General features: G+C 71.5%; 18 protein-coding genes, 1 tRNA gene and 2 pseudogenes. 9 read left to right on the forward strand and 12 right to left on the reverse strand.

What is annotated here, in order from left to right:
* Positions 1-24 precede the first annotated feature (24 nt).
* The 3 genes and pseudogenes from leuA to ABUL08_RS24925 form a co-directional block, all read right to left on the reverse strand.
* The gene (gene leuA / locus ABUL08_RS24915; RefSeq protein WP_350932400.1) at positions 25-1,776 is read right to left on the reverse strand and encodes a 2-isopropylmalate synthase; all 1,752 of its coding nucleotides are present in this window, start codon (positions 1,774-1,776) and stop codon (positions 25-27) included.
* 277 nt (positions 1,777-2,053) lie between these two features.
* Positions 2,054-2,578: pseudogene (locus ABUL08_RS24920) on the reverse strand (nitroreductase family protein); the annotation flags it as partial.
* 87 nt (positions 2,579-2,665) lie between these two features.
* On the reverse strand, positions 2,666-3,448 hold the full coding sequence (locus ABUL08_RS24925; protein ID WP_350932401.1) for a hypothetical protein: 783 nt from the start codon (positions 3,446-3,448) through the stop codon (positions 2,666-2,668).
* 248 nt (positions 3,449-3,696) lie between these two features.
* Here ABUL08_RS24925 and ABUL08_RS24930 point away from each other — a divergent pair, with 248 nt between their 5' ends.
* Positions 3,697-4,962 (forward strand): aspartate kinase, encoded by a 1,266-nt coding sequence (locus ABUL08_RS24930; RefSeq protein WP_350932402.1) that lies wholly within the window; start codon positions 3,697-3,699, stop codon positions 4,960-4,962.
* Positions 4,963-4,966: 4 nt separating this feature from the next.
* Entirely contained in the window at positions 4,967-6,028 is a 1,062-nt protein-coding gene (locus ABUL08_RS24935) for an aspartate-semialdehyde dehydrogenase (RefSeq protein WP_350932403.1), read from the forward strand.
* Between the two features lie 181 nt (positions 6,029-6,209).
* Here the strand turns inward: ABUL08_RS24935 and ABUL08_RS24940 are convergent, their stop codons facing one another.
* On the reverse strand, positions 6,210-7,586 hold the full coding sequence (locus ABUL08_RS24940) for a GGDEF domain-containing protein (protein ID WP_377521864.1): 1,377 nt from the start codon (positions 7,584-7,586) through the stop codon (positions 6,210-6,212).
* A 231-nt stretch (positions 7,587-7,817) separates the two neighbouring features.
* Between ABUL08_RS24940 and ABUL08_RS24945 the strand changes: the two genes are divergently transcribed.
* Positions 7,818-8,597: a phosphodiesterase gene (locus tag ABUL08_RS24945; RefSeq protein ID WP_350932406.1), complete on the forward strand. Its 780-nt coding sequence runs from the start codon at positions 7,818-7,820 to the stop codon at positions 8,595-8,597.
* Positions 8,598-9,293: 696 nt separating this feature from the next.
* Here ABUL08_RS24945 and ABUL08_RS24950 read toward each other — a convergent pair.
* Positions 9,294-10,100, reverse strand: coding sequence for an alpha/beta fold hydrolase (locus tag ABUL08_RS24950; protein ID WP_350932407.1), 807 nt, complete (start codon positions 10,098-10,100; stop codon positions 9,294-9,296).
* Positions 10,101-10,385: 285 nt separating this feature from the next.
* On the opposite strand from ABUL08_RS24950, the gene ABUL08_RS24955 reads away from it, so the two are divergent.
* Positions 10,386-12,125 (forward strand): bifunctional metallophosphatase/5'-nucleotidase, encoded by a 1,740-nt coding sequence (locus ABUL08_RS24955; protein ID WP_350932408.1) that lies wholly within the window; start codon positions 10,386-10,388, stop codon positions 12,123-12,125.
* 74 nt (positions 12,126-12,199) lie between these two features.
* Here ABUL08_RS24955 and ABUL08_RS24960 read toward each other — a convergent pair whose 3' ends face one another.
* A complete protein-coding gene (locus ABUL08_RS24960; RefSeq protein WP_350932409.1) occupies positions 12,200-13,483 on the reverse strand; it encodes an MFS transporter in 1,284 nt (427 codons plus the stop codon).
* An 89-nt stretch (positions 13,484-13,572) separates the two neighbouring features.
* Between ABUL08_RS24960 and ABUL08_RS24965 the strand changes: the two genes are divergently transcribed.
* A complete protein-coding gene (locus ABUL08_RS24965; RefSeq protein ID WP_350938837.1) occupies positions 13,573-14,067 on the forward strand; it encodes a hypothetical protein in 495 nt (164 codons plus the stop codon).
* Between the two features lie 10 nt (positions 14,068-14,077).
* Here the strand turns inward: ABUL08_RS24965 and ABUL08_RS24970 are convergent, their stop codons facing one another.
* Positions 14,078-15,184 carry a calcium:cation antiporter gene (locus ABUL08_RS24970; protein WP_350932410.1) on the reverse strand — a complete coding sequence of 369 codons (1,107 nt, stop codon included), beginning with the start codon at positions 15,182-15,184 and terminating at the stop codon, positions 14,078-14,080.
* A gap of 766 nt (positions 15,185-15,950) precedes the next feature.
* Between ABUL08_RS24970 and ABUL08_RS24975 the strand changes: the two genes are divergently transcribed.
* Positions 15,951-16,091, forward strand: a complete 141-nt coding sequence (locus ABUL08_RS24975; RefSeq protein ID WP_350932412.1) for a hypothetical protein — start codon at positions 15,951-15,953, stop codon at positions 16,089-16,091.
* Positions 16,092-16,777: 686 nt separating this feature from the next.
* Here the strand turns inward: ABUL08_RS24975 and ABUL08_RS24980 are convergent.
* Positions 16,778-17,521, reverse strand: a complete 744-nt coding sequence (locus ABUL08_RS24980) for a hypothetical protein (RefSeq protein WP_350932413.1) — start codon at positions 17,519-17,521, stop codon at positions 16,778-16,780.
* A 159-nt stretch (positions 17,522-17,680) separates the two neighbouring features.
* On the opposite strand from ABUL08_RS24980, the pseudogene ABUL08_RS24985 reads away from it, so the two are divergent.
* Positions 17,681-17,965 (forward strand): annotated as a pseudogene (locus ABUL08_RS24985) (tyrosine-type recombinase/integrase); the annotation flags it as partial.
* 65 nt (positions 17,966-18,030) lie between these two features.
* On the opposite strand, the gene ABUL08_RS24990 reads toward ABUL08_RS24985, so the two are convergent.
* Both ABUL08_RS24990 and ABUL08_RS24995 read right to left on the reverse strand, forming a co-directional pair.
* Positions 18,031-18,107: transfer RNA gene (locus tag ABUL08_RS24990), tRNA-Pro, on the reverse strand.
* A gap of 94 nt (positions 18,108-18,201) precedes the next feature.
* A complete protein-coding gene (locus ABUL08_RS24995) occupies positions 18,202-19,095 on the reverse strand; it encodes a metallophosphoesterase (protein WP_350932414.1) in 894 nt (297 codons plus the stop codon).
* Between the two features lie 25 nt (positions 19,096-19,120).
* On the opposite strand from ABUL08_RS24995, the gene ABUL08_RS25000 reads away from it, so the two are divergent.
* Positions 19,121-19,576, forward strand: coding sequence for a GatB/YqeY domain-containing protein (locus tag ABUL08_RS25000; RefSeq protein ID WP_350932415.1), 456 nt, complete (start codon positions 19,121-19,123; stop codon positions 19,574-19,576).
* A 64-nt stretch (positions 19,577-19,640) separates the two neighbouring features.
* Here the strand turns inward: ABUL08_RS25000 and ABUL08_RS25005 are convergent, their stop codons facing one another.
* Positions 19,641-22,094: a penicillin-binding protein gene (locus ABUL08_RS25005; protein WP_350932416.1), complete on the reverse strand. Its 2,454-nt coding sequence runs from the start codon at positions 22,092-22,094 to the stop codon at positions 19,641-19,643.
* Between the two features lie 401 nt (positions 22,095-22,495).
* Here ABUL08_RS25005 and ABUL08_RS25010 point away from each other — a divergent pair, with 401 nt between their 5' ends.
* Positions 22,496-22,816, forward strand: coding sequence for a WhiB family transcriptional regulator (locus tag ABUL08_RS25010; protein ID WP_350932418.1), 321 nt, complete (start codon positions 22,496-22,498; stop codon positions 22,814-22,816).
* Positions 22,817-22,825: 9 nt separating this feature from the next.
* Here ABUL08_RS25010 and ABUL08_RS25015 read toward each other — a convergent pair whose 3' ends face one another.
* Positions 22,826-23,974, reverse strand: coding sequence for an ArsA family ATPase (locus ABUL08_RS25015; protein WP_350932419.1), 1,149 nt, complete (start codon positions 23,972-23,974; stop codon positions 22,826-22,828).
* Positions 23,975-23,995 lie beyond the last annotated feature (21 nt).

Here is a 23,995-nt window from a genome sequence, read left to right on the forward strand (position 1 = left end):
CCGGGGGCTCCTGCTTCGCGGGGCTCAGCTTCGGGCGCGGTTGACGGCGCTGGTGACCGCCTTCACCGAGGCGGTGACGATGTTGGCGTCCGTGCCGACGCCCCACACCGTCCGACCGTCCACCTCGCACTCCACGTACGCGGCGGCCTGCGCGTCACCACCGGAGGAGAGGGCGTGCTCGTGGTAGTCGAGCACCCGTACCGCCACGCCCAGGGCCCCCAGCGCGTTGACGTACGCGTCGATCGGGCCGTTGCCGACCGCGGTGAGCGACCGGCGCTCGCCAGCGGAACCGACCTCGGCCTCGATCTCGACCTTGCCGTCGACGGTGCCGATGGTGTAGCCGGCCAGGGTGACGGCCGGGTCGACCTGGTGGTCCAGCAGGTAGTTGCGGGCGAAGATCTCCCACATGGTGCCCGGCTCGATTTCGCCGCCGTCGTGGTCGGTGACCTGCTGCACGACGCCGGAGAACTCGATCTGGAGCCGGCGCGGCAGGTCGAGCTGGTGCTCCGACTTCATGATGTACGCGACGCCGCCCTTGCCGGACTGCGAGTTGACCCGGATGACCGCCTCGTAGGTGCGGCCCAGGTCCTTCGGGTCGATGGGCAGGTAGGGCACCGCCCAGGTGTGCCGGTCGATCGGCACCCCGGCCGCCGCCGCATCCTTCGCCAGCGCCTCGAAGCCCTTCTTGATGGCGTCCTGGTGGGAGCCGGAGAAGGCGGTGTAGACCAGGTCGCCCGCGTACGGGTGACGCTCGTGCACCGGCAGCTGGTTGCAGTACTCGACGGCGCGCTTGACCTCGTCGATGTTCGAGAAGTCGATCATCGGGTCGATGCCCTGGGAGAAGAGGTTCAGGCCCAGGGTGACCAGGTCGACGTTGCCGGTCCGCTCGCCGTTGCCGAAGAGGCAGCCCTCGATCCGGTCGGCGCCGGCCAGCAGCCCCAGCTCGGCGGCGGCCACGCCGGTGCCCCGGTCGTTGTGCGGGTGCAGGCTCAGCACCAGGCTGTCCCGGCGGGGCAGGCGGCGGTGCATCCACTCGATCGAGTCGGCGTAGACGTTCGGCATGGCCATCTCGACGGTGGCCGGCAGGTTGATGATCAGCTTCCGGTCCGGGGTCGGGTCGATCACCTCGATGACCTTGCCGCACACCTCCAGCGCGTACTCCAGCTCGGTGCCCGTGTACGACTCCGGCGAGTACTCGTAGTGGATGTCGGTGTCCGGGGTGTGGATCTCCGCGTACTTCCGGCAGAGCCGGGCGCCCTGGGTGGCGATGTCGGTGATGCCGTCCCGGTCCAGGCCGAAGACCACCCGACGCTGGAGCGTCGAGGTCGAGTTGTAGAAGTGCACGATGGCCCGGCGGGCGCCGCGCAGCGACTCGAAGGTCCGCTCGATCAGGTGCTCCCGGCACTGGGTGAGCACCTGGATGGTGACGTCCTCCGGGACCAGGTCCTGCTCGATGAGCTGCCGGACGAAGTCGAAGTCGGTCTGGCTGGCCGACGGGAAGCCGACCTCGATCTCCTTGTAGCCCATCTGCACCAGCAGCTGGAACATCCGGCGCTTGCGCTCCGGGGACATCGGGTCGATCAGCGCCTGGTTGCCGTCGCGGAGGTCCACCGCGCACCAGCGCGGGGCGGCCTCGACCTGGCGGGTGGGCCAGGTGCGGTCCGGCAGGTCGACCCGGAACTGCTGGTCGTAGGGCTGGTAGCGCTGGAACGGCATCCGGCTGGGGCGCTGCCGGGCGATCGGATCGGTCTCGGCGTCAGTGGCGGTCTGTGCCATGGCGGAGTGCTCCCTGGGAACTTCGGGCGTCAGCAATCGGAAGTGTCGGCGCGGTGCGCGGCGGCGGTGCCGGGCGGTGCCGAGGTGAAGTTCGGATGTGCTGGACGGCGCGGTTCGACTCCGCGACGAGGTGCCGGCCGGTCAGGCCTCGTCGCGGCGACCAAGGAGAAGGTACGCCTGCCACATGACAGGGTCACCCTACGTGGTGAGACGGGGGGTGGGAAGGCAGGTCCGGAGTTTGAGATGGGCGTCGCAACCCGCCGACCCCGCCTCAGCGCAGCAGCAGGGCCGCGACGGGGTGCCGCCGGCGCAGCCCGGTCTCCCGGGCCCGCAGCTCCTCGGGGAGCGCGAACGGGTCGCCGAGCCGGCCGACGGCGGCGACGACCAGCGGCCGGACCCCCGGGTCGAGGTCGAGTTCGGCGGCCAGGCCGGCCCGGTCGAAGCGGCCGAGCTGGTGCACGTGCAGGCCGAGCGCGGTGGCCTGGACGGTCAGGTGGGCCATCGCCTGGCCCAGGTCGTAGGCGGCCCGCTCGGCGTCGCCACCGGTGTGCGCGCCCACCACCAGCGCGGACGCGTGCCGCGCCCAGCGCTGGTCGGCAACGGGCAGGTTGACCAGGATCCGCTTCCAGGTCTCCTCGTCGCGGTGCCCGAGGGCGAACCGCCACGGCTGGGCGTTGCCGGCCGAGGGGGCCCAGCGGGCGGCCTCCAGCAGGGAGGCCGCCTCCGCGCCGGGGAGGGTCGCCGCCGGGTCGAAGGCCCGGGGACTCCAGCGGAAGGCGAGCAGCGGGGTGAGGTCGGCCATGCGAAGACCGTCCCAGATGGGCGATTCGTCGCTTACGGCGGGCCGGGTGGATGTGGTTAATGCCACCCGTAACCGGACATCGCGTCGCTACGTTCCCGCGCTCGGACTGTCGCCCGGCGAGGGGGCCGTGCCGGTGATCGGCTCGCCCTCCACCGTCGGCCCGGCGAGCGGGGTCGTCGCCGGCCCCGGGCCCGGCGTACCGGCCAGGGTCAGGGTGCCCAGCGCGGCCCGTACGTAGGTGGGGGTGCCGTCCGGCAGGTAGCAGTAGATCCCCACGTCCAGCGGCGCGTTCAACGAGGCGGAGGTCGACTCCACCGAGTAGCAGTCGCCGGAGACCCCGGCCGGCGCGGTCGCGGGGGAGACCGCCAGCGGGGCGCGTCGATCGGTGAGCACCTCCAGCCAGTCGGTGAACGGGTGCTGCACCCGGGGATCGAGCCGGCGGGGGACGGTGTCGTCGGCGTCGCCGATGCGTACGCAGCTCGCCGGGTCGGGCCGGCCGGGCGAGGGGAGCGCGCACTGGAACAGCCCGTCCGGGGTGGTGGCGAGCGAGACGTCCACCGTGCCGCCCAGCCCCCAGGCCGGCACGTCGACCCGCCAGGTGCCGTCGTTCGCGCTGGTCACCAGCACCGTACGGTCCGGGCTGTCCGGCGTGACCAGCGTGTACCGGGCGGTCAGGTGGCGGTCGAGGGCGGCGGCGGCGAGCGCGGCCAACTCGTCCCGGGCCGCGTCGACCCCGGCCGGCACCGGATCGGCGGCGGCCGACGGCGGGGCGGGCCGGGGCCGGTCGGTGGTGCAGGCGGCGAGGAGTGCCGGCAGGGCGATCGCCAGGGCGGCGGTCAGCCCCCGGGCCGCGCGAAGATGAGCGTGCACCGGGTCATTCTGCGGTGCGGGGCCGACGGCCGGAGTCCGCCGGTCGGCTGCCGTCGCCGCGTGTCGCGGCCCGCCGGCCACGCCCCGGCGGGCCTGGTGAGCCGCCCCACCCCGGGCCGGATGGTGGGATCACCCGACCCGGCGCGTCGCGCCGCCCGATACCCTGAGGTGGTCTGACCCGCGCCGCCGGACCGAACCCGGCGGCGCGCGGCACGCTCAGGGTCGTCGCTGGGAGGGAGTGCACCGTCGTGGCACTCGTGGTGCAGAAGTACGGCGGGTCCTCCGTCGCCAACGCCGAGCGGATCAAGCGGGTGGCCGAGCGCATCGTCGCCGCCCGCAAGGCCGGCGACGACGTCGTTGTGGTGGTCTCCGCGATGGGCGACACCACGGACGAGCTGCTCGACCTGGCCAACCAGGTCAGCCCGCTGCCGCCGGGCCGCGAGCTGGACATGCTGCTCACCGCCGGGGAGCGGATCTCCATGGCGCTGCTCGCCATGGCCATCCACAACCTGGGGTACGAGGCCCGCTCGTTCACCGGTTCCCAGGCGGGCGTGATCACCACCTCGGTGCACGGCCGGGCGCGGATCATCGACGTCACCCCGGGCCGCCTCAAGGGCGCGCTCGACGAGGGCTCGGTGGTCATCGTCGCCGGCTTCCAGGGCGTCTCGCAGGACACCAAGGACGTCACCACGCTGGGCCGGGGCGGGTCGGACACCACCGCCGTGGCGCTCGCCGCCGCCCTGCACGCCGACGTCTGCGAGATCTACACCGACGTGGACGGCATCTTCAGCGCCGACCCGCGGATCGTGCCGAACGCGCGGCACATCAAGCACATCACCTACGAGGAGATGCTGGAGCTGGCCGCCTGCGGCGCCAAGGTGCTGCACCTGCGCAGCGTCGAGTACGCCCGGCGCGCGGGGTTGCCGATCCACGTCCGTTCGTCATACTCGACCAACACCGGCACCATGGTCACCGGATCGATGGAGGACCTTCCCGTGGAACAGGCACTGATCACCGGGGTCGCCCACGACCGCAGCGAGGCGAAGATCACCATCGTGGGGGTGCCGGACGAGCCGGGCGCCGCCGCGAAGATCTTCGACACCGTCGCGGGTGCCGAGATCAACATCGACATGATCGTGCAGAACGTCTCCACCGAGGGCACCGGCCGGACGGACATCTCGTTCACCCTGCCCAAGACCGACGGCCCGACCGCGATGGCGGCGCTCAGCAAGATCCAGGAGTCGGTCAAGTTCAAGGGCCTGCTCTATGACGACCACGTCGGCAAGGTCTCCCTGATCGGCGCCGGGATGCGCTCGCACCCGGGCGTCGCGGCCGGCTTCTTCGCCGCCCTCGGCGCGGCCGGCGTGAACATCGAGATGATCTCCACCTCCGAGATCCGGGTCTCCGTGGTCTGCCGGGACACCGACCTCGACAAGGCGGTCCGGGCCATCCACGACCAGTTCGAGCTGGGCGGCGACGCCGAGGCCGTGGTCTACGCGGGCACCGGGCGCTGACCCGATGGCGTCGCTGCCCACCCTCGCCGTGGTCGGGGCGACCGGTGCCGTCGGCACGGTGATGTGCCAGCTGCTCTCCTCCCGGCGCAACGTCTGGGGCGAGATCCGGCTGCTCGCCTCCGCGCGCTCGGTGGGCCGGCAGGTGCAGTGCCGGGGCGAGACGCTGACCGTCCAGGCCCTCACCCCCGAGGCGTTCGACGGCGTCGACGTGGCCATGTTCGACGTGCCCGACGAGGTCTCCGCCGAGTGGGCGCCGATCGCGGTGCGCCACGGCGCGGTGGCGGTGGACAACTCCGGTGCCTTCCGGATGGACCGCGACGTGCCGCTGGTGGTCCCCGAGATCAACCCCGAGCAGGTGCGCCACCGGCCGAAGGGCATCGTCGCCAACGCCAACTGCACCACCCTGGCGATGATCGTGGCGATCGCCCCGCTGCACCGCGAGTACGGCCTGCGCGAGCTGGTCCTCGCGTCGTACCAGGCGGCCTCCGGGGCGGGGCAGGCCGGCGTGGACACGCTGCATGACCAGCTCGGCAAGATCGCCGGGGACCGGGTGCTCGGCTCGCGTACCGGCGACGTGCGCCAGGCGGTCGGCGACGAGCTGGGCCCGTTCCCGGCCCCGCTGGCGCTCAACGTGGTGCCCTGGGCCGGCTCGCTCGCCGACGGCGGCTGGTCGTCGGAGGAGCTGAAGATGCGCAACGAGTCGCGCAAGATCCTCGGGCTGCCCGACCTCAAGGTCTCCGCCACCTGCGTACGGGTCCCCGTGGTGACCGGCCACTCGGTGGCCGTGCACGCGGTCTTCGCCACCGAGGTGGACGCCGAGGGGGCCCGCGAGGCGCTGCGCAACGCCCCCGGCGTGATCCTGGTCGACGACCCGGCCGCGGGCGAGTTCCCGATGCCGATCGACGCCGTCGGCACCGATCCCTCCTGGGTCGGCCGGATCCGCCGCGCCGTCGACGACCCGCGCGCCCTCGACCTCTTCGTCACCGGCGACAACCTCCGCAAGGGCGCCGCCCTCAACACCGCCCAGATCGCCGAACTCCTCGCCAAGGACCTCACCCGCCCCTGACCCCCGGACCCGCCGTTCCCCCGCCCTCGCCGTCCCGCCCGCACTTTCTCGGAAAGAGTGCCTACCCGGCCGGGATTGGCCACTCTTTCCGAGAAAGAGGGCCTGTCGGGCCGGGATTGGCCACTCTTTCCGAGAAAGAGGGCCTGGCGGGCCGGGGCGGCCGGGTGGGGTGGGTGGTGGGTCAGGCGGCGGCGAGGCGGACGCCGTCGCGGCCCTGGCGTTTGACGGCGTAGAGGGCCTGGTCGGCGCGGCGGAGGGTCAGTTCGGGTGCCTCGCCGGCGCGGGGCAGGGCGACGCCGACGCTGATCGTCCGGCCGGTACGCCGGGCCGCCTCGGTGAGCCGCTCGGCGATCCGGACGGCCTCGTCGGGGCGGCTCACCTCGATCACCGCCACGAACTCGTCGCCGCCCACCCGGTACAGCTCGTCGCCGTGGCGCAGCGCCCCCTCCAGCGCCCGGGCCAACCCCACCAGCACCCGGTCGCCGGCCTGGTGGCCGTACGTGTCGTTGACGGTCTTGAAGCCGTCCACGTCGATCGCCAGCAGGGCCGTACGCCCCGGGGTGGCCGCCGCGATCCGCTGCCCGAACGGGCCGGTGTGCCGCAGCCCGGTCAGCGGGTCCGAGCTGGCCTGCTCGCGCAGCCGGGCCAGGGTGCGCAGCCGGTCGAGGCAGGTCCACGCCTGCCCGGCGAGCAGCTCCATCAGGTTCACCGTGGTCGGGTCGGGGCGCAGCAGCCGCTCGTCGGCCACCAGCAGCACCCCGCCGCCCTCCGGCGGACCGACCGGCACCGCCACCAGGGTGCGTGCCCCGGCCCGGGCCAGCGGCAGATAGTCGTCGGTCGGCGGATGCCCCGCCTCGCCCAGCGTGTACGCCGAGCCGTGCCGGTGCGCCCGGGCGATCAACCGGCCCAGCGGCCCGGTGCCGGCCTCGGTCAGTTCGGCGCGGATCCGTGACTCCAGTTCGCCGGGGGCGCTGGTCGGCGCACCGAGTCGGGGTCCGCGTCGACCGGCGAGCACCAGCACGGCGGCGGAGAGGGTGGAGACGTCCCGGGCGGCGGTGATCGCCGCGGCCATCAGGTCCCAGTCGGTGGGGGCGGAGGTCATCGCGGCGGCGTGCCGGAGCAGCTTCTCGCTGCGGCTCTCGGCCGGTGGGCCGCCGAGCGCCACGATCCGCGCGCCCAACCGGGCGGCCAGCCGTTCGGCGGTCCGCTGCCACGCCGCCAGCTCGGCCGGGGCGCTCCACTGGAGGTCGAGCACGCCGATCGGCCGGCCCGCCGGGTCCAGCACCGGTACGCAGACCTCGGTGCTGACGTCCGGGCGGATCGGCAGGTAGTCCGGGTCGGCGGTGACGTCGGCGACGGCGGTGGGCGTACCGGTGGCGTGCACCCGGCCGACGATGCCGGCCTTCGGGGGGACGGTGGAGAAGACCTGCCACGCGCCGGTGGCGGCCACGCAGCGGAGCCGGTCGTGGACCTCCAGCAGGATCGAGACGGTCGCCGGGGTGTGGCGGGCGAGCGCGGCGACCGTCCACTGGCATGCCTCCAGGGCGGTCGACGCCATCGGAAGGCGGACCGTGACGTCTCGGATGACTCGCTCGTGATCCACGTCGTTCCTGGTGGGAGGGCGTCGGCGGGGCCGGCTGACGCGATCAAGGGTACTCAGCGACGGGTTCACCGACCTTCGTACACATGTGCTATCCACAGGCTGTGGACACGGCCTGTGGGTGACGCGGGGCCGCGCGAGGGAGGCGATCGGCGATAGCGTGAGGGTCCCGGTCCCGAGGAGGCGTCGATGCTCATCGCCCAGCTCAGCGACCCGCACGTGACCACCGGCCCGCTCGCCGCCGAGCAGGCGTCCGGGCTGCACCGGGCCCTCGGCCGGGTGCTCGCCCTGCGACCACGACCGGAGTGCGTGGTGATCACCGGTGACCTGGTCGCCCACGGCCGCCCCGACGAGTACGCGGCGCTCCGCGAGATCATCGGCCGCTTCCCGCTGCCGGTGCACCTGGCCGCCGGCAACCACGACGACCGGGAGTCGCTGCTGGACGCCTTCGGCGGCACGCCCTACCTCGGTGGCGGCTTCTCGGCCTACTACCACGTCGACCACGCCGAGGCGACGGTCGTGGTGCTCGACTCGCTCACCCCGGGCGGCAGCGGCGGGCGGCTCGGCGACGACCAGCTGACCTGGCTCGACGGGGTGCTGGCCGGCCGGCCGGAGGTGCCCGCCGTCGTGTGCCTGCACCATCCGCCGGTCGCGGTCGGCATCCCGGCCGCCGACGAGATCCGACTCGCCGACGGGGAGGCGCTCGCCGCCGTGATCGGCCGCCACCCCCACGTCGTACGCGTCACCGCCGGTCACCTGCACCGGGCGGTGACCACGGCGTTCGCCGGCACGGTGCTCACCACCGCCCCGAGCACCTGGGTGCAGGCCTCGCTGACGATGAGCGGTGACGAGGAGATCGGGCTGGTCGCCGAGCCGACCGCCTTCCTGCTGCACCGGTTGGCCGACGGCGGCTGCGTCACCCACACCGTCCAGGTCAGCCACGCCGCCGGGCAGACCTGCTGGTTCTGACGCCGGGGCGAGGTCGGCTGCGGTGCGACGCCCGGCCGACCGTGCTGGCCGCTGGCTGCCCGGCGGCCTCGATCAGGGACCTGGCCTCGGGATCCCGCCGCCCGCGCCGGCGTCCGCGCCGCGGTCCGAACCCCGCAGCACCCCGGGGCCGTCGATCGGGTCACCCGACGCCTGGCCGATCAGCCGGAACCGGCCGACCGGTCGGAGTGGACGGACCCGGCCGAACTCGTGGCCGGCAGGGCGCGACGGCTGACCGGGGCGGTCCGGACGGTCCAGTTCCTGGTCCCGTCCGGACCGGACGGAACCCGCCCGGCGGACATACTTGCCAACGGGAAGGCTCAGCGGCTCACAGTTGCCATCTGCAATCTATAGCGTCATCCCCCAGACCGGAGGCCGACGACCTTCGGCCGGCACCCCTGAGCGACTCCTGCTCGTGGGGCGGCGGCGACGCCTCCCGCCGACCTCACGCCGGTGCCACGGGGTCGGCTCCCCGGTCCCTGGGAGCCGGCCCCGTGCCGGGTGCGCGCGGGGTCTCGGCCCAACCGGGCAGCAAGCGGCCGAGCCGACCTCGTGCCGGGTGTGCGTTGTGCCGGCTTAACCGGGCAGCAAGGGGACGAGCCCACCCGTGGCGGGTGTGCGTTGTGTCGGATCGACGGGGCAGCGAGCGGCCGAGCCGACCTTGTGCCGGGTGTGGGTTCAGTCGAGCAGGAAGCGGCGGATCTCGGCGGCCAGGTCCTCCGGCGGCACGTCGTGGAAGCCGCCGGGCACGCTGCGGTGCGTGGCACCGGGGATCGCCCCCGCCGTCGCGCCGGCCGCTTCCCGCAACCACGGCGGGCTTCCCGTGCTGTCGACCACCACGGTCGGCGCGGTGACCCTGGCCAACCGGGCCGTGGGCAGGGCCCCGTCGCCGGTCACCGTGCAGTCGTAGGCCAGGGTATGGGCCAGTCCCTCCAGCCAGGACCAGCCGGGTGACCGGCGCATCCCCTCGACGCCCTCGGCGGGCACCCCGACCGCGGCGGTCAGGAAGAGCGCGACCGCGTCGCCGCGCCGGCCGGCCGACACCAGCCCGGTCAGCCGCTCCGCGAGATCGGCCGGGGCGCCACCGTCGTGCCCGTCGACCCGGAACGGCGGCTCGAAGAGCGCCAGGCCGGTCACCGGCAGCCCCACGGCCGCCGCCTCGGCGGCGAGGATCGCGCCGGACGAGATGCCGTAGACGTGCGCCCGGCCGCCGGCCGCCTCGATCACGGCGGCCAGGTCGTCGGTCTCCCGCTGCACCGCGTACGGTCCGGTGTCGCCGCTGTCGCCCCGCCCACGACGGTCGTAGCCGTACACGGTGAAGTCGGCGGAGAGGGCGGTGCCCAGCGCGCGGGTGGTGGACCGGTCGTTGAAGGCCCCACCGACCAGGACGATGGGCGGGCCGTCACCGGCCGTCTCGTAGGCGATGGGGGTGCCGTCGGCCGAGCGGGCCGAGTCCACCGTCCAGGTAGTCCGGACAGACGTCATGGCTACTTTCTAGTCCATGCCCCTGACAGCGGGGGCTCGTGAAGGAATTCACCTGCCCGTCATGTCCGACTCGTCGGACAGACCGGTACAGGTCGCCCCCGATACCGGCGGATCTGATCGACTGTCCCGGTCGACCGATCGCGGTACGGGTGGCAAGCTTGCCTCGGCGGGGCGGCGTCTCCCCCGACCGCCGCCACCCGCGATCAACCCCTGTCACGGCACGGATCAGGGTCCCGGGCGAACCATCGCCCGGACAACCACGCGCCGAACCTCACGAGGAGTTCCATGTCCGTCCCCGGGATGCGCCGGGCCTTCGTCGGCCTGGCCGCACTCGCCGCGACCGCGCTCGGCACGGTCGCCGTCAACCCCAGCCAGGCGGAAGCCGGCCCCAAGCCGGTCGACGTCAAGCTGCTCGCCATCAACGACTTCCACGGCAACCTGGAGCCGCCGACCGGCTCCAGCGGCACCATCGCCGGGCAGCCCGCCGGCGGTGCGGAATACCTCGCCACCCAGCTCAAGCAGCTGCGCGGCGCCACCGAGGAGGAGCAGGAGCACACCATCACGGTCGCCGCCGGTGACCTGATCGGTGCCTCCCCGCTGCTCTCCGCGGCCTTCCACGACGAGCCCACCATCGAGGAGATGAACCTCGCCGGGCTCCAGTTCACCAGCGTCGGCAACCACGAGTTCGACGAGGGCGCCACCGAGCTGCTGCGCATGCAGAACGGCGGCTGCCACCCGGTGGACGGCTGCGCCGACGGCACCCCGTTCGAGGGCGCCAAGTTCCAGTACCTCTCCGCCAACGCCTTCCGCACCGCCACCGGCCAGCCGCTGCTGCCGCCGTACGGCATCAAGAAGGTCGACGGCGTCAAGGTCGGCTTCATCGGGATGACCCTGGAGGGCACCCCGAACATCGTCAGCCAGCAGGGCGTCGCCGGCCTCACCTTCGCCGACGAGGCGGACACCGCCAACAAGTACGCCCGCATCCTGCAGCGCCAGGGCGTGCAGTCCATCGTCGTGCTGCTGCACGAGGGTGGCGTGCAGAACGGCGGCGGCATCAACGACTGCACCGGCTTCAGCGGCCCGATCGTCGACATCGCCAACCGGATGGACCCGTCCATCGACGTGATCGTCAGCGGGCACACCCACGCGGCGTACAACTGCAACATCAACGGCAAGCTGGTCACCAGTGCCAGCTCCTTCGGTCGCCTTGTCACCGACATCGACCTGAAGATCGACCGTCGCACCGGTGACGTGGTCCGCGCCGCCGCGAACAACGTCGTGGTCACCCGGGACCTCGCCAAGGACCCGGCGACCACCGATCTGATCAACCGGTACAAGACCGCGCTCGGCCCGGTCGCCGACAAGGTGGTCGGCGAGACCACCAGCGCGATCACCAAGGCGCCGGAGAACCTGTACCAGACCGGGGTGGACGCCAACGGCAAGCCGACGTACCAGACCGGTGAGTCGCCGCTGGGCAACATCATCGCCGACGCCCAGCTCGCCGCCACCGACAACGAGCAGAACGCGGTCGCCGCGTTCATGAACCCCGGTGGTGTCCGCGCCGACCTCGACGCCGGCCCGGTCACCTACGCCGAGGCGTTCACCGTGCAGCCGTTCGCCAACAACCTGGTGACGCTCGACCTGACCGGCGCGCAGCTCTACTGCATGCTGGAGCAGCAGTTCACCGTCGCCCGGGTGCTGTACGCCTCGTCGACCGTGCACTACGTGGTCGACCCGAACGGCACCACCGCCGCGGCCGGCGCGCCGTGCAGCGGCAGCCGGGTGGTCCGGGGCAGCCTCACCATCAACGGTGCCCCCGTCACCGACACCGCGACCTACCGGGTCACGGTGAACAACTTCCTCGCCGGCGGCGGTGACGGGTTCAGCGTCCTCAAGGACGGCACGAACCAGGTCACCGGCATGATCGACCTGGACGCGTTCGTGGCGTACCTGACCGCCAAGTCGCCGGTCTCCGCGCCGGCTCTGGACCGGATCCAGACCACCGCCGAGGTGCCCGCCGCCTGACGGCAGCCCGTACGACGACGGGCCCCGGAGCGTCTGCTCCGGGGCCCGTCCGCATCTGCGGGTGGGGGCGGCCCTCAGCGGGCGACGGCCTCGGGCTCGCGGGGTGGGGCCAGGGTGCCGCGCCCGTCCTGTCCGGGGTCGAGCAGCCGGCGCAGGGAGAGGGCGATCACCGAGGCGGTCAGGCAACCGCCGACCACGGCGACCACCCAGACCCGCCCGTGCGCCGCACCGATCAGCGGGCCGGCGGTGACCGGGCCGATCACCCCGCTGATTCCGAAGATCATCGAACTCATCGCGTTGTACCGGCCGCGCAGCTCGTCGGTGGCGAGCGCGTTGGTCAGCGCCGGCATCACCGGTGACAGCAGCGTCTCGCCGAAGCCGAAGATCGCCGAGCAGGCCACCACGCCGAGCGCCGCGAGCAGCGCGTTCCCCGTACCGACCAGGCCGGCGGCGCCGAGCACCAGCCAGGCGGTCGCGAAGACCGCGCCCACCGCGGCGAGCGCGCCGGTCCGGCTGCGCCCCTCCAGCCGACGGATCACCAGCAGCTGGGAGAGCACGATCATCACCGTGTTCGCGGCGAGGGCCCAGGCCACCACCCGCGGTGTCACCCCCACCACCCGGATCGCGTACGCGGTGAAGCCCACCTCGATCTGCGCGTAACCGCAGGTGGTGAGCACCAGCCCGAAGACGACCAGGCGGCGGAACGGCCGGTCCCGCAGCACGGTGAGATAGCCCCCGGTCGCCGGCCGCTCCTCGGCGCCCGTGGCGACGGCGAGCCGGTGGCCGACCTGCGGCAGGGTCAGCAGGATCACCGCCGGCATCAGATAGCTCAGCGCGTCCAGCAGATAGATCGCCTGGAAGGTCACCGGGCGGGCCACGTCGACCACCGCGCCGGAGACCAGACCGCCCAGCCCGATGCCGAGGTTGAGCAGGGCGAACTGGAGGCCGAAGACGCGCTGCCGCTCACCGTCGTCGGTCAACGACGCGAGGATGGTCGCCTGCCCGGACCAGAGCGCCGAGCTGCCCACCGCGACGAGTGTGAGGACCGCGAAGGCGGTGCCGGTCGAGTGGACCAGGGCGAGCAGCCCGGTGCCCACCGCCTCCAGCACGAGACAGGGCAGCACCACCCGGCGGGCGCCGAACCGGTCGATCAGCGTGCCGCCCACCGGGGACAGTGCGAGCGTCACCGCACCGCACCAGCCGATCGCCAGACCGGCTGTGGTGTCGCTCAGTCCCCGCAGGTCGGTGAGGTAGATGAAGAGGAACGGCAGGGTCAGGCCGCGCCCGACCGCCGAGAGCAGGGTGCCGAGGAGGATCCGACGGGCTTCCGGGCGGGTGGGGAGGGCGCGGCGCAGCATGGCTGGATTCTCTGCGTCGGGTACGACGGTGCGCGACCGGATAACCGACGATCCGGCCCTGGGCGGAGCCGGTGGGTGAGCAGGCCCACATGGTCTGCCATGCTGACCCGGTGAGCACGACCTGGCGACACCTGCCCGCCCCGGCCCGTGAGATCGCGGCGGCCGCCGCGGAGGCCGTCGCCGCCGCCCGGGAGCGGGACGCGGGGGCGTACGAGCTGGCGGTGGAGCGGCTCACCGCCGCCGACCGGGCCGGCCTGGTGCTCGGTGGGGTGGTACGCCTGCTGCTGGAGGAGAGCCACCCGGACGGGTTGGCCGGCGACGACGTACGCCAGGTCCTGGAACGCTGCGTGCGGTCGGTGACGCCGTGGTGGTCGCAGGTCGACCCGCACGTGCTGCTGGTGCTGCTGGCCAGCGCCCTCGGCGTCTACGACCCCGGCGAGGACGACGCGCCGCCCGGGCCGGGGGAGATCGCGCGACACGCCCCGCTGCTCGTGGCCGACCTGCTGGCCGTCACCGGCCGACCGTTGGACGACTACCTGGCCGCCGCGTTCGCCGAGGTCGCCCGCACCGAACTGCACGACTGACCCGAGCCGGTCACGGGCTGGCGGCGAGGAAGACGAAGGCGGCGAGCAGCACCAGGTGCACCCCGCCCTGGAGTACGGTCGCCCGGCCCGGCACGACGGTGAGGACGCCGGTCACGGCGGTCAGGGCGAGCAGCGTGAGCTGGGTGCCGCCGAGGCCGAGCAGCAGCGGGCCGTCGAGCCAGACGGAGGCGAGCGCGATGGCCGGGATGGTCAGCCCGATGCTGGCCATGGCGGAGCCGAGGGCCAGGTTCAGGCTGATCTGCACCCGGTCGCGGCGGGCGGCGCGGGCCGCCGCGAGGGTCTCCGGCAGCAGCACCAGCAGGGCGATGACCACGCCGACGAAGGCCTGCGGGAGGTTCGCGGCCGAGACGCCGGCCTCGATCGTCGGCGAAATGATCTTCGCGTTGCCGACCACCGCCACCAACGCCACCACCAGCAGCGCCACGCTGGTCCACGCGGTACGCGCCGACGGCGGGTCGGCGTGCCCGTCCCCGTCCACGTCGACGATCCGGCCGTCCTGGCTGACCGGGAGGAAGTAGTCCCGGTGCCGGCCGGTCTGCACCAGCACGAAGAGCCCGTACAGGGCGAGCGACGCCACGGCCGCGAACGCCAGCTGCGCGGGGGAGAACTCCGGGCCGGGACGGCTGGTGGTGAAGGTCGGCACGACCAGGCTGAGGGTGGCCAGGGTCGCCACGGTGGCCAGCGCCCCGCCGGTGCCCTCCGGGTTGAAGACGGCCACCCGGCGGCGCAGCGCCCCGAGCAGCAGCGACAGGCCGAGGATCCCGTTGCAGGTGATCATGACGGCGGCGAAGACGGTGTCCCGGGCCAGCGCCTGGGTCTTGTCGCCGCCGCTGATCATCAGCGTGACGATCAGGGCCACCTCGATGACGGTCACCGCCACCGCGAGGACCAGCGAACCGAACGGCTCACCCACCTTGTGGGCGACCACCTCGGCGTGGTGCACGGCGGCCAGGACCGCGCCGGCCAGCAGCGCGGCCACCACCGCGACCAGCACGCCGGGCAGGTCCCGCCCCCAGGCGGCGGCGAGCACGACCACCGCGATCAGGGGTACGACGAAGGTCCAGTCGGTCACGCGGGACTTGATCAGGGCCGTCATCGGTCAACAATGCCAGGAAAAGCGGTGAGGTGCCCCTCACCGACAGGTCGGGAGGCTCACCGGGACAGCCGGTTTCCGGGAATCACGGCGGGGTGGACGACATGCCGCGGGAACAGCGGAACGCCTGGGTACGCCTCGTCGTCAACCCCGGTGCTCGCCGATCGCGAGCCCGAATGTGCCCCACTCCAGTCACCAGCTAGCACCGGCTGTGGACGGGAAAAGTTGCCTGGCAACGCCGCCCGGACCGGCGAGGGCCGAGTGGGCCGGGCCGGGGAGTCGGCTCGGCGGAATCGAATGTCGAATCCGGACCGGCACGTCGGCCAACGGGAATGACGTGCTGGCGGCCGGGGTCGACCGCTGGTCCGTGACCGGGATCGCCGGGGTGCTCGATGCCTCGGGAGGAGCGGTGAGCCCTGGAAACGAATCAAGACCCCTCCGTGGAGGGGCCTTGACCTTCACTTACCTCTGGTCGGGGTGGCCGGATTCGAACCGACGACCCCTTCGTCCAGAAGGAACGATCGGCGGCTGCAGAGCTGGACATGTAGTACGCGGACAACTCGCGCTGACCGAGGCGGGACTGCGGCGCTCGTCCACTTTGTCAGGTCGAGCGCGCGTCCGATAAGATTGGGGGCGGTGTGATCTATCGACCGCTCTTCTGGATGGTTCCGGGCTGCGGGAGGCGCTGCAGCCCTCCTGGAGAGGGGCCCCCGAAGAAGGGACTGAAATGATCACGCCTGAAGGACAGGATCAGCAGACGGGTTTACTCGTGAACCTGGCTCTGGCCTGCGAGGTGATCGCGAACCTGAACGCGGCTACCGGCAGGGACGAGCCCGGCATCACCGAGCTCGTCCTGCTGGCCCTGGTGCTGGTCCTCGTCAACGGCGTCCACTCCAACGACGAGAACTAGCTCTTCACCTCTAGCCGGAGGGGCTGCGTGCAAGCGTGGCCCCTCCGCCTTATCTTCCAAACTAACTATACCTAACTTCTACCAAGTTAACATGTACGAGGTTAGACGGATCGTTGTGGCTGTTACCTGGGTCTCTGCCATCGTTCAAGCTGTTAGTCGAACGTCAGGACCGTAATGCTAGCGACGAAGCCCTCCGTAACCCGCCGCATCATGCTCCACGCCATCCCGTCGGCCTTCGTCCGCACGCTCGTGAAGTTGGCCAGGCCCCACCTGCTCGGCTTCGCCCGGACGGAGGTTGTCGGGATAGCGCCACCATCCCGGAGTGCCCGAAGACCCCGCCGGAGGCACCGTCCTTGAGTCGATCACCATCACAGCCCCAGAGCTGCCAGCAACCAAGGCGGCCCGGGTTTCTTCGTATGTCGCGCCGCCGGCGGGCTGGCAACCGCGTGCCGGCGGCCGAAGGCCAGAGGGCAACGCGGCGGGCCGATAGGCCCGGCCCAGGTTCGGCAGCGCGCGCGGCCTGCGAAGCGGGCCGCCTTGAAGACGTACAGAAAGTTCTCACCACCTGGCCGGTAGCCGGCCTTCCGCTGCCCGGACAGCAGGCGCGCCAGGCTGTGGCGTCGGTGCTGGGTGGTGACCACGAGGACGCCTACACCGCAGAGCTGCCTCGCCGGTAGCAGGTGTCCCTAGTTCCGGCGCCGGTACTGCGTCCCGTCCGGGTCTCGCTCGAACACAGGTAGATCCGGCGTGTGCAGTGCAGGAGCCTGGAGAGCAACCGCGCTCAGGACGTCTTGGTCGGACACATCGAATCGGGCCGGGAAGCGAATCGACATTGACTGAGGCCACACGGGCCGCCAGCGGTTCGAATCCCGCGTTGGCGGAGGCACGCCCCAGCCGTCGACGGTGTAGACCAAGAACGACAAGCTGCGAAAGGTTAGGCAGGTCCACAGAACGTTCCGAATATCACCGTCGTCCCACGGCCTGTCAGATCTACGCACCTGGACTGCCATCTGTTTGATATTGAAGTCCAACTCCCCGGCATGACGACCAAGCCACACTTTGCAGTCGGGGGGAGGAAGTAGCCGCTGGCGGAGGTAGTGGTAGCTGTCTGAATGACCCACAGTGGTCCCGGCGCTCAACGCCTGCATCCATGCGGTCTTCACTGCCCACGTGGAGAGCCGCGCCGCCTCGTCGGGCAGGATGCCGATGCTCCAGCCTCTGACGGCAGCATCCATGAGCGAGAGAACCAGCGGCTTGACCTGTCTCTCAAGCTGACTCATCCACCCGTTGTTGCAAGATCTACACACCTCTCGCGTCTTCATCGTCAGCACGGAGCCGAGTCGCTGTGTAACGACGGTGGGCATCTCCTTGACCGTGTCGACGGCGGTCTGCCCGAAGCCGGCTTCGTGGTTCCAGCGATGCGGTTCCACGTTCTCCGCGTAAGGGTGCAGCCATTGAGGCCAGACATGCTCCTTCGAGAATCCGTCAGTCTTGCTGCAGAAAACACACGATCGTCGTTTGGCTCGCACGTCCGTAGCTTCCTCCGCCTCGCCTAAGCCGCATACACGGCGGACCGGCACGCCCTCGGCCTGGTCTTCGTCACCACTGTCGGCACTGCCCTCGACGCGGCCAACGTCCGCCGAGTCGTCACCCTCGCCGGCATGGATCCGGCCGCCTGGACTCCCCGTGAGCTGCGGCACAGCTTCGTGTCGCTGCTCTCCGACAGCGGCGTGAGCCTGGAAGACATCGCCGACCTGTGCGGCCACTCGGGCACCACCGTTACGGAGAAGGTCTACCGTCACCAGCTCCGGCCGGTGATGCTCCAGGGCGCGGCAGTCATGGATCGCATCTTCGCGCCGGCTGCTGAGGCGTAGTCACTCAGTTGGTCACCCAGGATGCACTAGAGGGCACATCCATGGATCGGATGTGCCCTCTCACCTGGTCGGGGTGGCCGGATTCGAACCGACGACCTCTTCGTCCCGAACGAAGCGCGCTACCAAGCTGCGCCACACCCCGAGGCGTGCCGACAAATAGTAGCCCACCCGCTCCCGTGGTCAAACTCGGTACCCCCCGGCGTCGGCGGGACCCGGCCCGGGCCCCGCCGACGGGTTCAGCGCGGAATCAGGGTGAGGATGCTCGCCTCCGGCGGGCAGGCGAAGCGGACCGGCGCGGTGGGGTGCGTGCCGAGCCCGGCGGAGACGTGCAGCCAGGCGTCCGAGCCCGGCCAACGGTGCAGGCCGCGTGCCATGGAGCGGGGCAGTCCGCAGTTGGTGACCAGCGCGCCGTAGCCGGGTACGCAGACCTGCCCGCCGTGGGTGTGGCCGGCGAGGAGCAGGTCGAAGCCGTCGGCGGCCATCCGGTCGAGGACGGCCGGCTCCGGCGAGTGGGTCAGCGCGACGGAGAGGTCGGCGTCCGGGTTGGCGGGGCCGGCCACGGCGTCGTAGTCGTCCCGCTCGATGTGCGGGTCGTCGACGCCGAGCAGCTCGATCAGCCGGCCGCCGGCCTTCAGCGTGGTCCGTGCGTTGTTCAGGTCCGCCCAGCCGGCGCCGGTGAGGACGGTCCGCAGCTCGTCGTACGGCAGCGCGGTGCCGTGGGTGTACTCGCGCTCGGGCAGGAAGTAGGTGAACGGGTTCTTCCAGACCGGCCCGGTGTAGTCGTTCGAGCCGAAGACGAAGGCCCCGGGGAGGTCCAGCAGCGGTTGCAGCGCCCGCAGCGCTCCCGGTACGGCGTCCGGGTGGGCCATGTTGTCCCCGGTGACGACCACCAGGTCGGGGTCGAGGGCCGCCAGTGAGGCGACCCACTCCTGCTTGCGCCGCTGGTTCGGCATCATGTGCAGGTCGGAGACGTGCAGTACGCGCAGCGGTTCGGCGTCGGCCGGCAGCACCGGTACGTCGTAGCGGCGCAGGGTGAACATGTTGCGCTCGATGAGCGACGCGTACGCCAGGGTGGCCGTGCCCGCGGCGACGGTCCCGGCGGCGAGCCGGAATAGTGTGCGCTTTCGCATGGCGTTCAGGGTAGTTTGACCGACCATGAGCACGCTGAAGGACCGCCTCACCGCAGACATGCGCGCCGCTCTCAAGGCGCGCGACGAGCTGACCACCTCCACCCTCCGGATGGCCCTGGCCGCCGTGGGCAACGCGGAGGTCGCCGGCAAGGCCAAGCGCGAGCTCTCCGACGACGAGGTGCTCGCGGTGCTGACCAAGGAGGCGAAGAAGCGGCGTGAGGCCGCCACCGCCTTCGCCGACGCCGGGCGCACCGAGCAGGCCACCAAGGAGACCGCCGAGGGGGAGGTGCTGGAGCGCTACCTGCCGAAGCAGCTCTCCGACGACGAGCTGGCCGGGCTGGTCGCGGGGGCGCTCGCCGCGGGCGGCTTCACCGGCAAGGCGCAGATGGGCCCGGCCATGAAGGCGGCCCAGGCCGTGGTGGCCGGCAAGGCCGAGGGTGGCCGGGTGGCCGCCGAGGTACGCCGCCAGCTCGGTCTCTGACCGGTCCACGACGAAACGGGCGGGCACCCCTGGTGGGGTGCCCGCCCGTTGTCGGTGTCGCCGGTCAGCCGCGTGGTCGTCCGGGGCGGCCGTTGTTGGGCGGTGGCGGGAGTTGGACGCCGCCCGGTTTGACGACGGGGCCCGTCGGGGTGCCGGCACCGGCGCCGGAGCTGACCTCGATGGTCACCACGCCGCCCTTGATGGTGCGGCCGTCCGGGCTGGTGCCGGCGGCGGTGCCGGGCGGGCAGCTCGACGCGACCTTGTTGTCGCTGACGACCACCTCGAAGCCGGCGCCCTGCAGGCGTGACTTCGCGCTGTCGATGGACTGGCACGTGACGTCCGGGATGGAGCGCTGGTCACCCTCGATGATCTTGCCGCTCGGCGGGGTGAAGTCGATGCGCTCCTTGCCCTTCATGGCGTCGCGCAGCGTCTCGTAGACCGCCGGGTTGATGCCGTTGGGGACGTCGTGGCCCATCTTCTGGGTGGTCTGCGGCCAGTCGGGGTCGGCCATGATGCCGGCCACCGCGTACTGCTTGGTCATCGCGACCAGGGCGGAGGTCTTCTCTGAGTCGGTGGTGCCGGACTTGCCGGCGACCGGCGCGTTGACGATGCCGCGGACGTTGCGGGCCGTGGCGCCCTGGCACTTCGAGGTCGACGACTTGTCACCGACCGGGCAGCGCGCCGCGTCCACGGCGGCCCGGGCCACCTGGGTGCTGATCCGCTGCTCGCAGCGCGGGTTGGCGACGTCGAGCTTGTTGCCGTCGGGGTCGCGGATCTCCTGCACCGGGATCGGTTCGCAGTACTTGCCGTCCGCGGCCAGGGTCGCGTACGCGTTCGCCAGCTCCAGCGGGGTGGTGGCGGAGACACCGAGGGTGAACGCGCCCCACTGGTTGGCGCCGCCCTCCTTGGTGGCCCGGCGGGCGTCCTCGCTGTCCCGGAAGGTGATGCCGAGCTTCTGCGCCACCTTGATCACGTTGTCCGCGCCGACCTGCTGCTCCAGCGGCACGAAGTAGGTGTTGACCGAGTTGCCGAAGGCGGTCCACATGTTGTGCACGCCAGTCATGCTCTTCGAGGCGTTCTTCGGGCAGTAGAAGTGGGTGTTGGGGCAGGCCGCCGGGGAGTTCTGCTCGACGATGTAGTTCGACTTGAAGGTCTCCGGCGCGTTGATCTGGTAGCTGAGCGGGATGCCCTTCTCCAGCGCCGCGACCATGGTGAACATCTTGAACGTCGAGCCGGCCTGGTAGCCCTTGATGTCACCGCCGCCGGTGAGCAGTGGGTTGGTGGTGTTCGGATAGCTGCCCCGGAGGTTCTTCTTGGCCCGCCTCGGGTCGCTGGAGATGCCGTTCTGCGGGTGCTTCAGATCGTCGATCTTGAAGTTCCGGTTGACCGCGAGGGCCCGGACCCGCCCGGTGCCCGGCTCGATCACCGCGACCATCCGGGCCGCCTTGCTGGTCGCACCCAGGTGGTTACGGACGGCCTTGTCGGCACCGCGCTGCGCCTGCGCGTCGAGGCTGGTGACGATGGTGAAGCCGCCGCTCTTGAGCCGCCGCTCCCGGTCGTACGTGGTCGAGCCGAAGGTCTCCTGCCCCATCCACCAGCGGTAGAAGTAGTCGCAGAAGAAGCCCCAGCCCTTCTCCAGGGTGTCGACGCAGCCGTTCGGGGTGCGCTTGTCCTTCACCTTGAGCGTGATGGCCTTGGCCTGGTCGGCCTGCTGCTGGGTGATGGCCCCGATCTGCACCATGTTCTGGATGACGTAGTCGCGCCGGCCCACCGCCTGCGGGTAACCGCTGGGGGTGGTCGGGTCGAACGCGGTCGGCGCCTTCACCATGCCGGCCAGCATGGCCGACTGCTGGATGTCGAGCTTGCTCGGCGGCACGCCGAAATAGACCTGGCTGGCGGCGTAGATGCCGTACGCGCCGTTGCCGAAGGCGGCGATGTTGAGGTAGCGCTCCAGGATCTCGTCCTTGGAGAGCTCCTTGTCGATCTGGAGCGCGTACTTCATCTCGCGCAGCTTGCGGGCGCTGGTGTCCTCGGTCGCGGCGACCACGTCGGCCGGGTGGGTCGCCGAGTACGCGATGGCCAGCCGGACGTACTGCATGGTCAGCGTGGAGGCGCCCTGCCGGCCGTTCCCCCCGCCGGACTGGTTGTTGACGAACGCGCGGGCGACACCGTTGAGGTCGACGCCGTTGTGCTTGTAGAAGTCGTGGTCCTCGGCCGCGATGATCGCCTTGCGCATCAGCGGCGAGACGTCCTTGAGCTTGACGTCCTTGCGGTTCTCGTCGTACATGGTGGCGAGCGGCGTCTTGCCGTCCGAGGCGAGCAGGTAACTGATCTGCGGCGCCCGGGCCACGGTCAGCTCGCTGGGCAGCGCGCCGAAGGTCTCCGCCCCGGCCTTGGCGGCCAGTCCGGACATCGCCACCGCGGGGAAGGCCGCCGCCGCGACCACCACGCCGGCCAACAGGCCACAGATGAGTAGCGATGCGGCGTTGGTCAGCACATTGTGGTCACGTTTCCGCATCCAGGTCACCTCGACAGGGTACGCGAGTAGGGAACGAGGGGCGCGGCGCCATGTTTCCCCATTTCCTGCGCGCGCCGACCTCGTTGTGCTAAACGCACGAACCCTGGTGCGAGGTTGCGTGAACCCGCCGATGAGTCTCCTCCGAACGGGGGAACCCGCGCAGCGTTTTCACCGACTCCGACCGGGTAGACGGCGGGCGAAGGCCCGGGAAGCCGGGAGTGTCCGGAATGATGGATTTCGCCGACAACGTTGCGTAATCAGGCGACTACAGAGCATGATGATGGCGGCGACAGGAAGCCACATGTCGTCCGTGCCGCCCTGGGGAGGCCGGACGGACGACGGGGGGAATCGACGGCTGGTCGCGCGAAGTCGGTAGGTACTGCAAGGGGGGACGTGTACACATGGGCATGATCGCTGACTGGCCGTCACTGGCGGCATGTCAGAACGGGGACCCGGACGCGTTGTTCGTCCAAGGCGCCGAACAGAACGTGGCGAAGAGGATCTGCCGGAGCTGCCCAGTTCGGTACGAGTGCCTGGCCGACGCGCTCGACAACCGGATCGAGTTCGGGGTGTGGGGCGGCATGACCGAGCGGGAACGCCGGGCGCTGCTGCGCCGCCACCCGCAGGTCACGAGCTGGCGCAAGATGTTCGAGGCCGCGATGAAGAAGAACGCCAAGGAGAAGGCCGGCAAGGACAAGGTCCTGGTCACCGCCGCCGGCTGACCGCCGGCCTCACGGTCGGCTGATCGCCTCACCGATGGTCCGCAGCCCGTCGACGTCGTGCACGTCGGCGGGCTGTGCCGTCACCGACACCGCCGGCACGGCCGGGAACGCCTCGGTGAACCGGGCCGCCACCTGCTGCTCACGGGCCGCCTGTCGGGCCAGCACGGCGTGCGCCCGCAGCACGTCCGCGGTGGCCTCGTGGCCGCCCTCGCGCTCCAACCGCTCGGCGGCGGCCAGGCTGTCGGCCGCCGAGAGCGCCGACGCCGGGCGGTGCACCCGGTTGAGCACCAGGCCGGCCAGCGGCATCCGCTCCTCCCGCAGCCGGCCGGCGAAGTACGCCGCCTCCCGGACCGCGTCCGACTCGGGGGCCGCGACCAGCAGGAAGGCCGTCTCGTCCGCCTGCAGGATCCGGTACGTCTGCTCGGCCCGCTGCCGGAAGCCGCCGAACATCGAATCCAGTGCGGCGACGAAGCCGGAGAGGTCGGTGAGCAACTGGGCGCCGATCACCTTCTGCACGACCTTGGAGAACATCCCGAAGCTCGCGGTGACGAAGCTGAACATGCTCCGGCCCCCGCTGCGCGCCGGCGCGAGCAGCAGCCGCAGCATCCGCCCGTCGAGGAAGCGGGAGAGTCGGGCCGGCGCGTCGAGGAAGTCCAGCGCGGAGCGGGACGGCGGGGTGTCCACCACGATGAGGTCCCACTCGCCCCGGGCGTGCAACTGCCCGAGCTTCTCCATCGCCATGTATTCCTGCGTGCCGGCGAAGGTCGAGCTCATCGCCTGGTAGAAGGGGTTGGCGAAGATCTCCGCCGCCTTCGCCGGATCGGTGTGCTGGAGCACCACGTCGTCGAAGGTGCGCTTCATGTCGAGCATCATGGCGTGCAGCTCACCGCCGCTGGCCTCGACGTCGATCCCCTTGACCTGGCGTGGGGTGTTGTCCAGCTCGGTCAGGCCGAGCGACTGGGCCAGCCGGCGGGCCGGGTCGATGGTGAGCACCACCGTCCGCCGGCCGTGCCGCTCGGCGGCGCGCAACGCCAGGGCCGCGGCGGTGGTCGTCTTGCCCACGCCGCCCGCTCCGCAGCACACCACGATCCGCACGCCGGGGTCGGCGAGGATCTGGTCGACGTCCAGCTGCGGCGCCGCGTCTTCGGAAGGCACCAATCGAGCGTATCGGGCCGGAGG

This window comes from Micromonospora sp. CCTCC AA 2012012, assembly GCF_040499845.1.
In the GTDB taxonomy this organism is placed as follows: domain Bacteria; phylum Actinomycetota; class Actinomycetes; order Mycobacteriales; family Micromonosporaceae; genus Micromonospora; species Micromonospora mangrovi.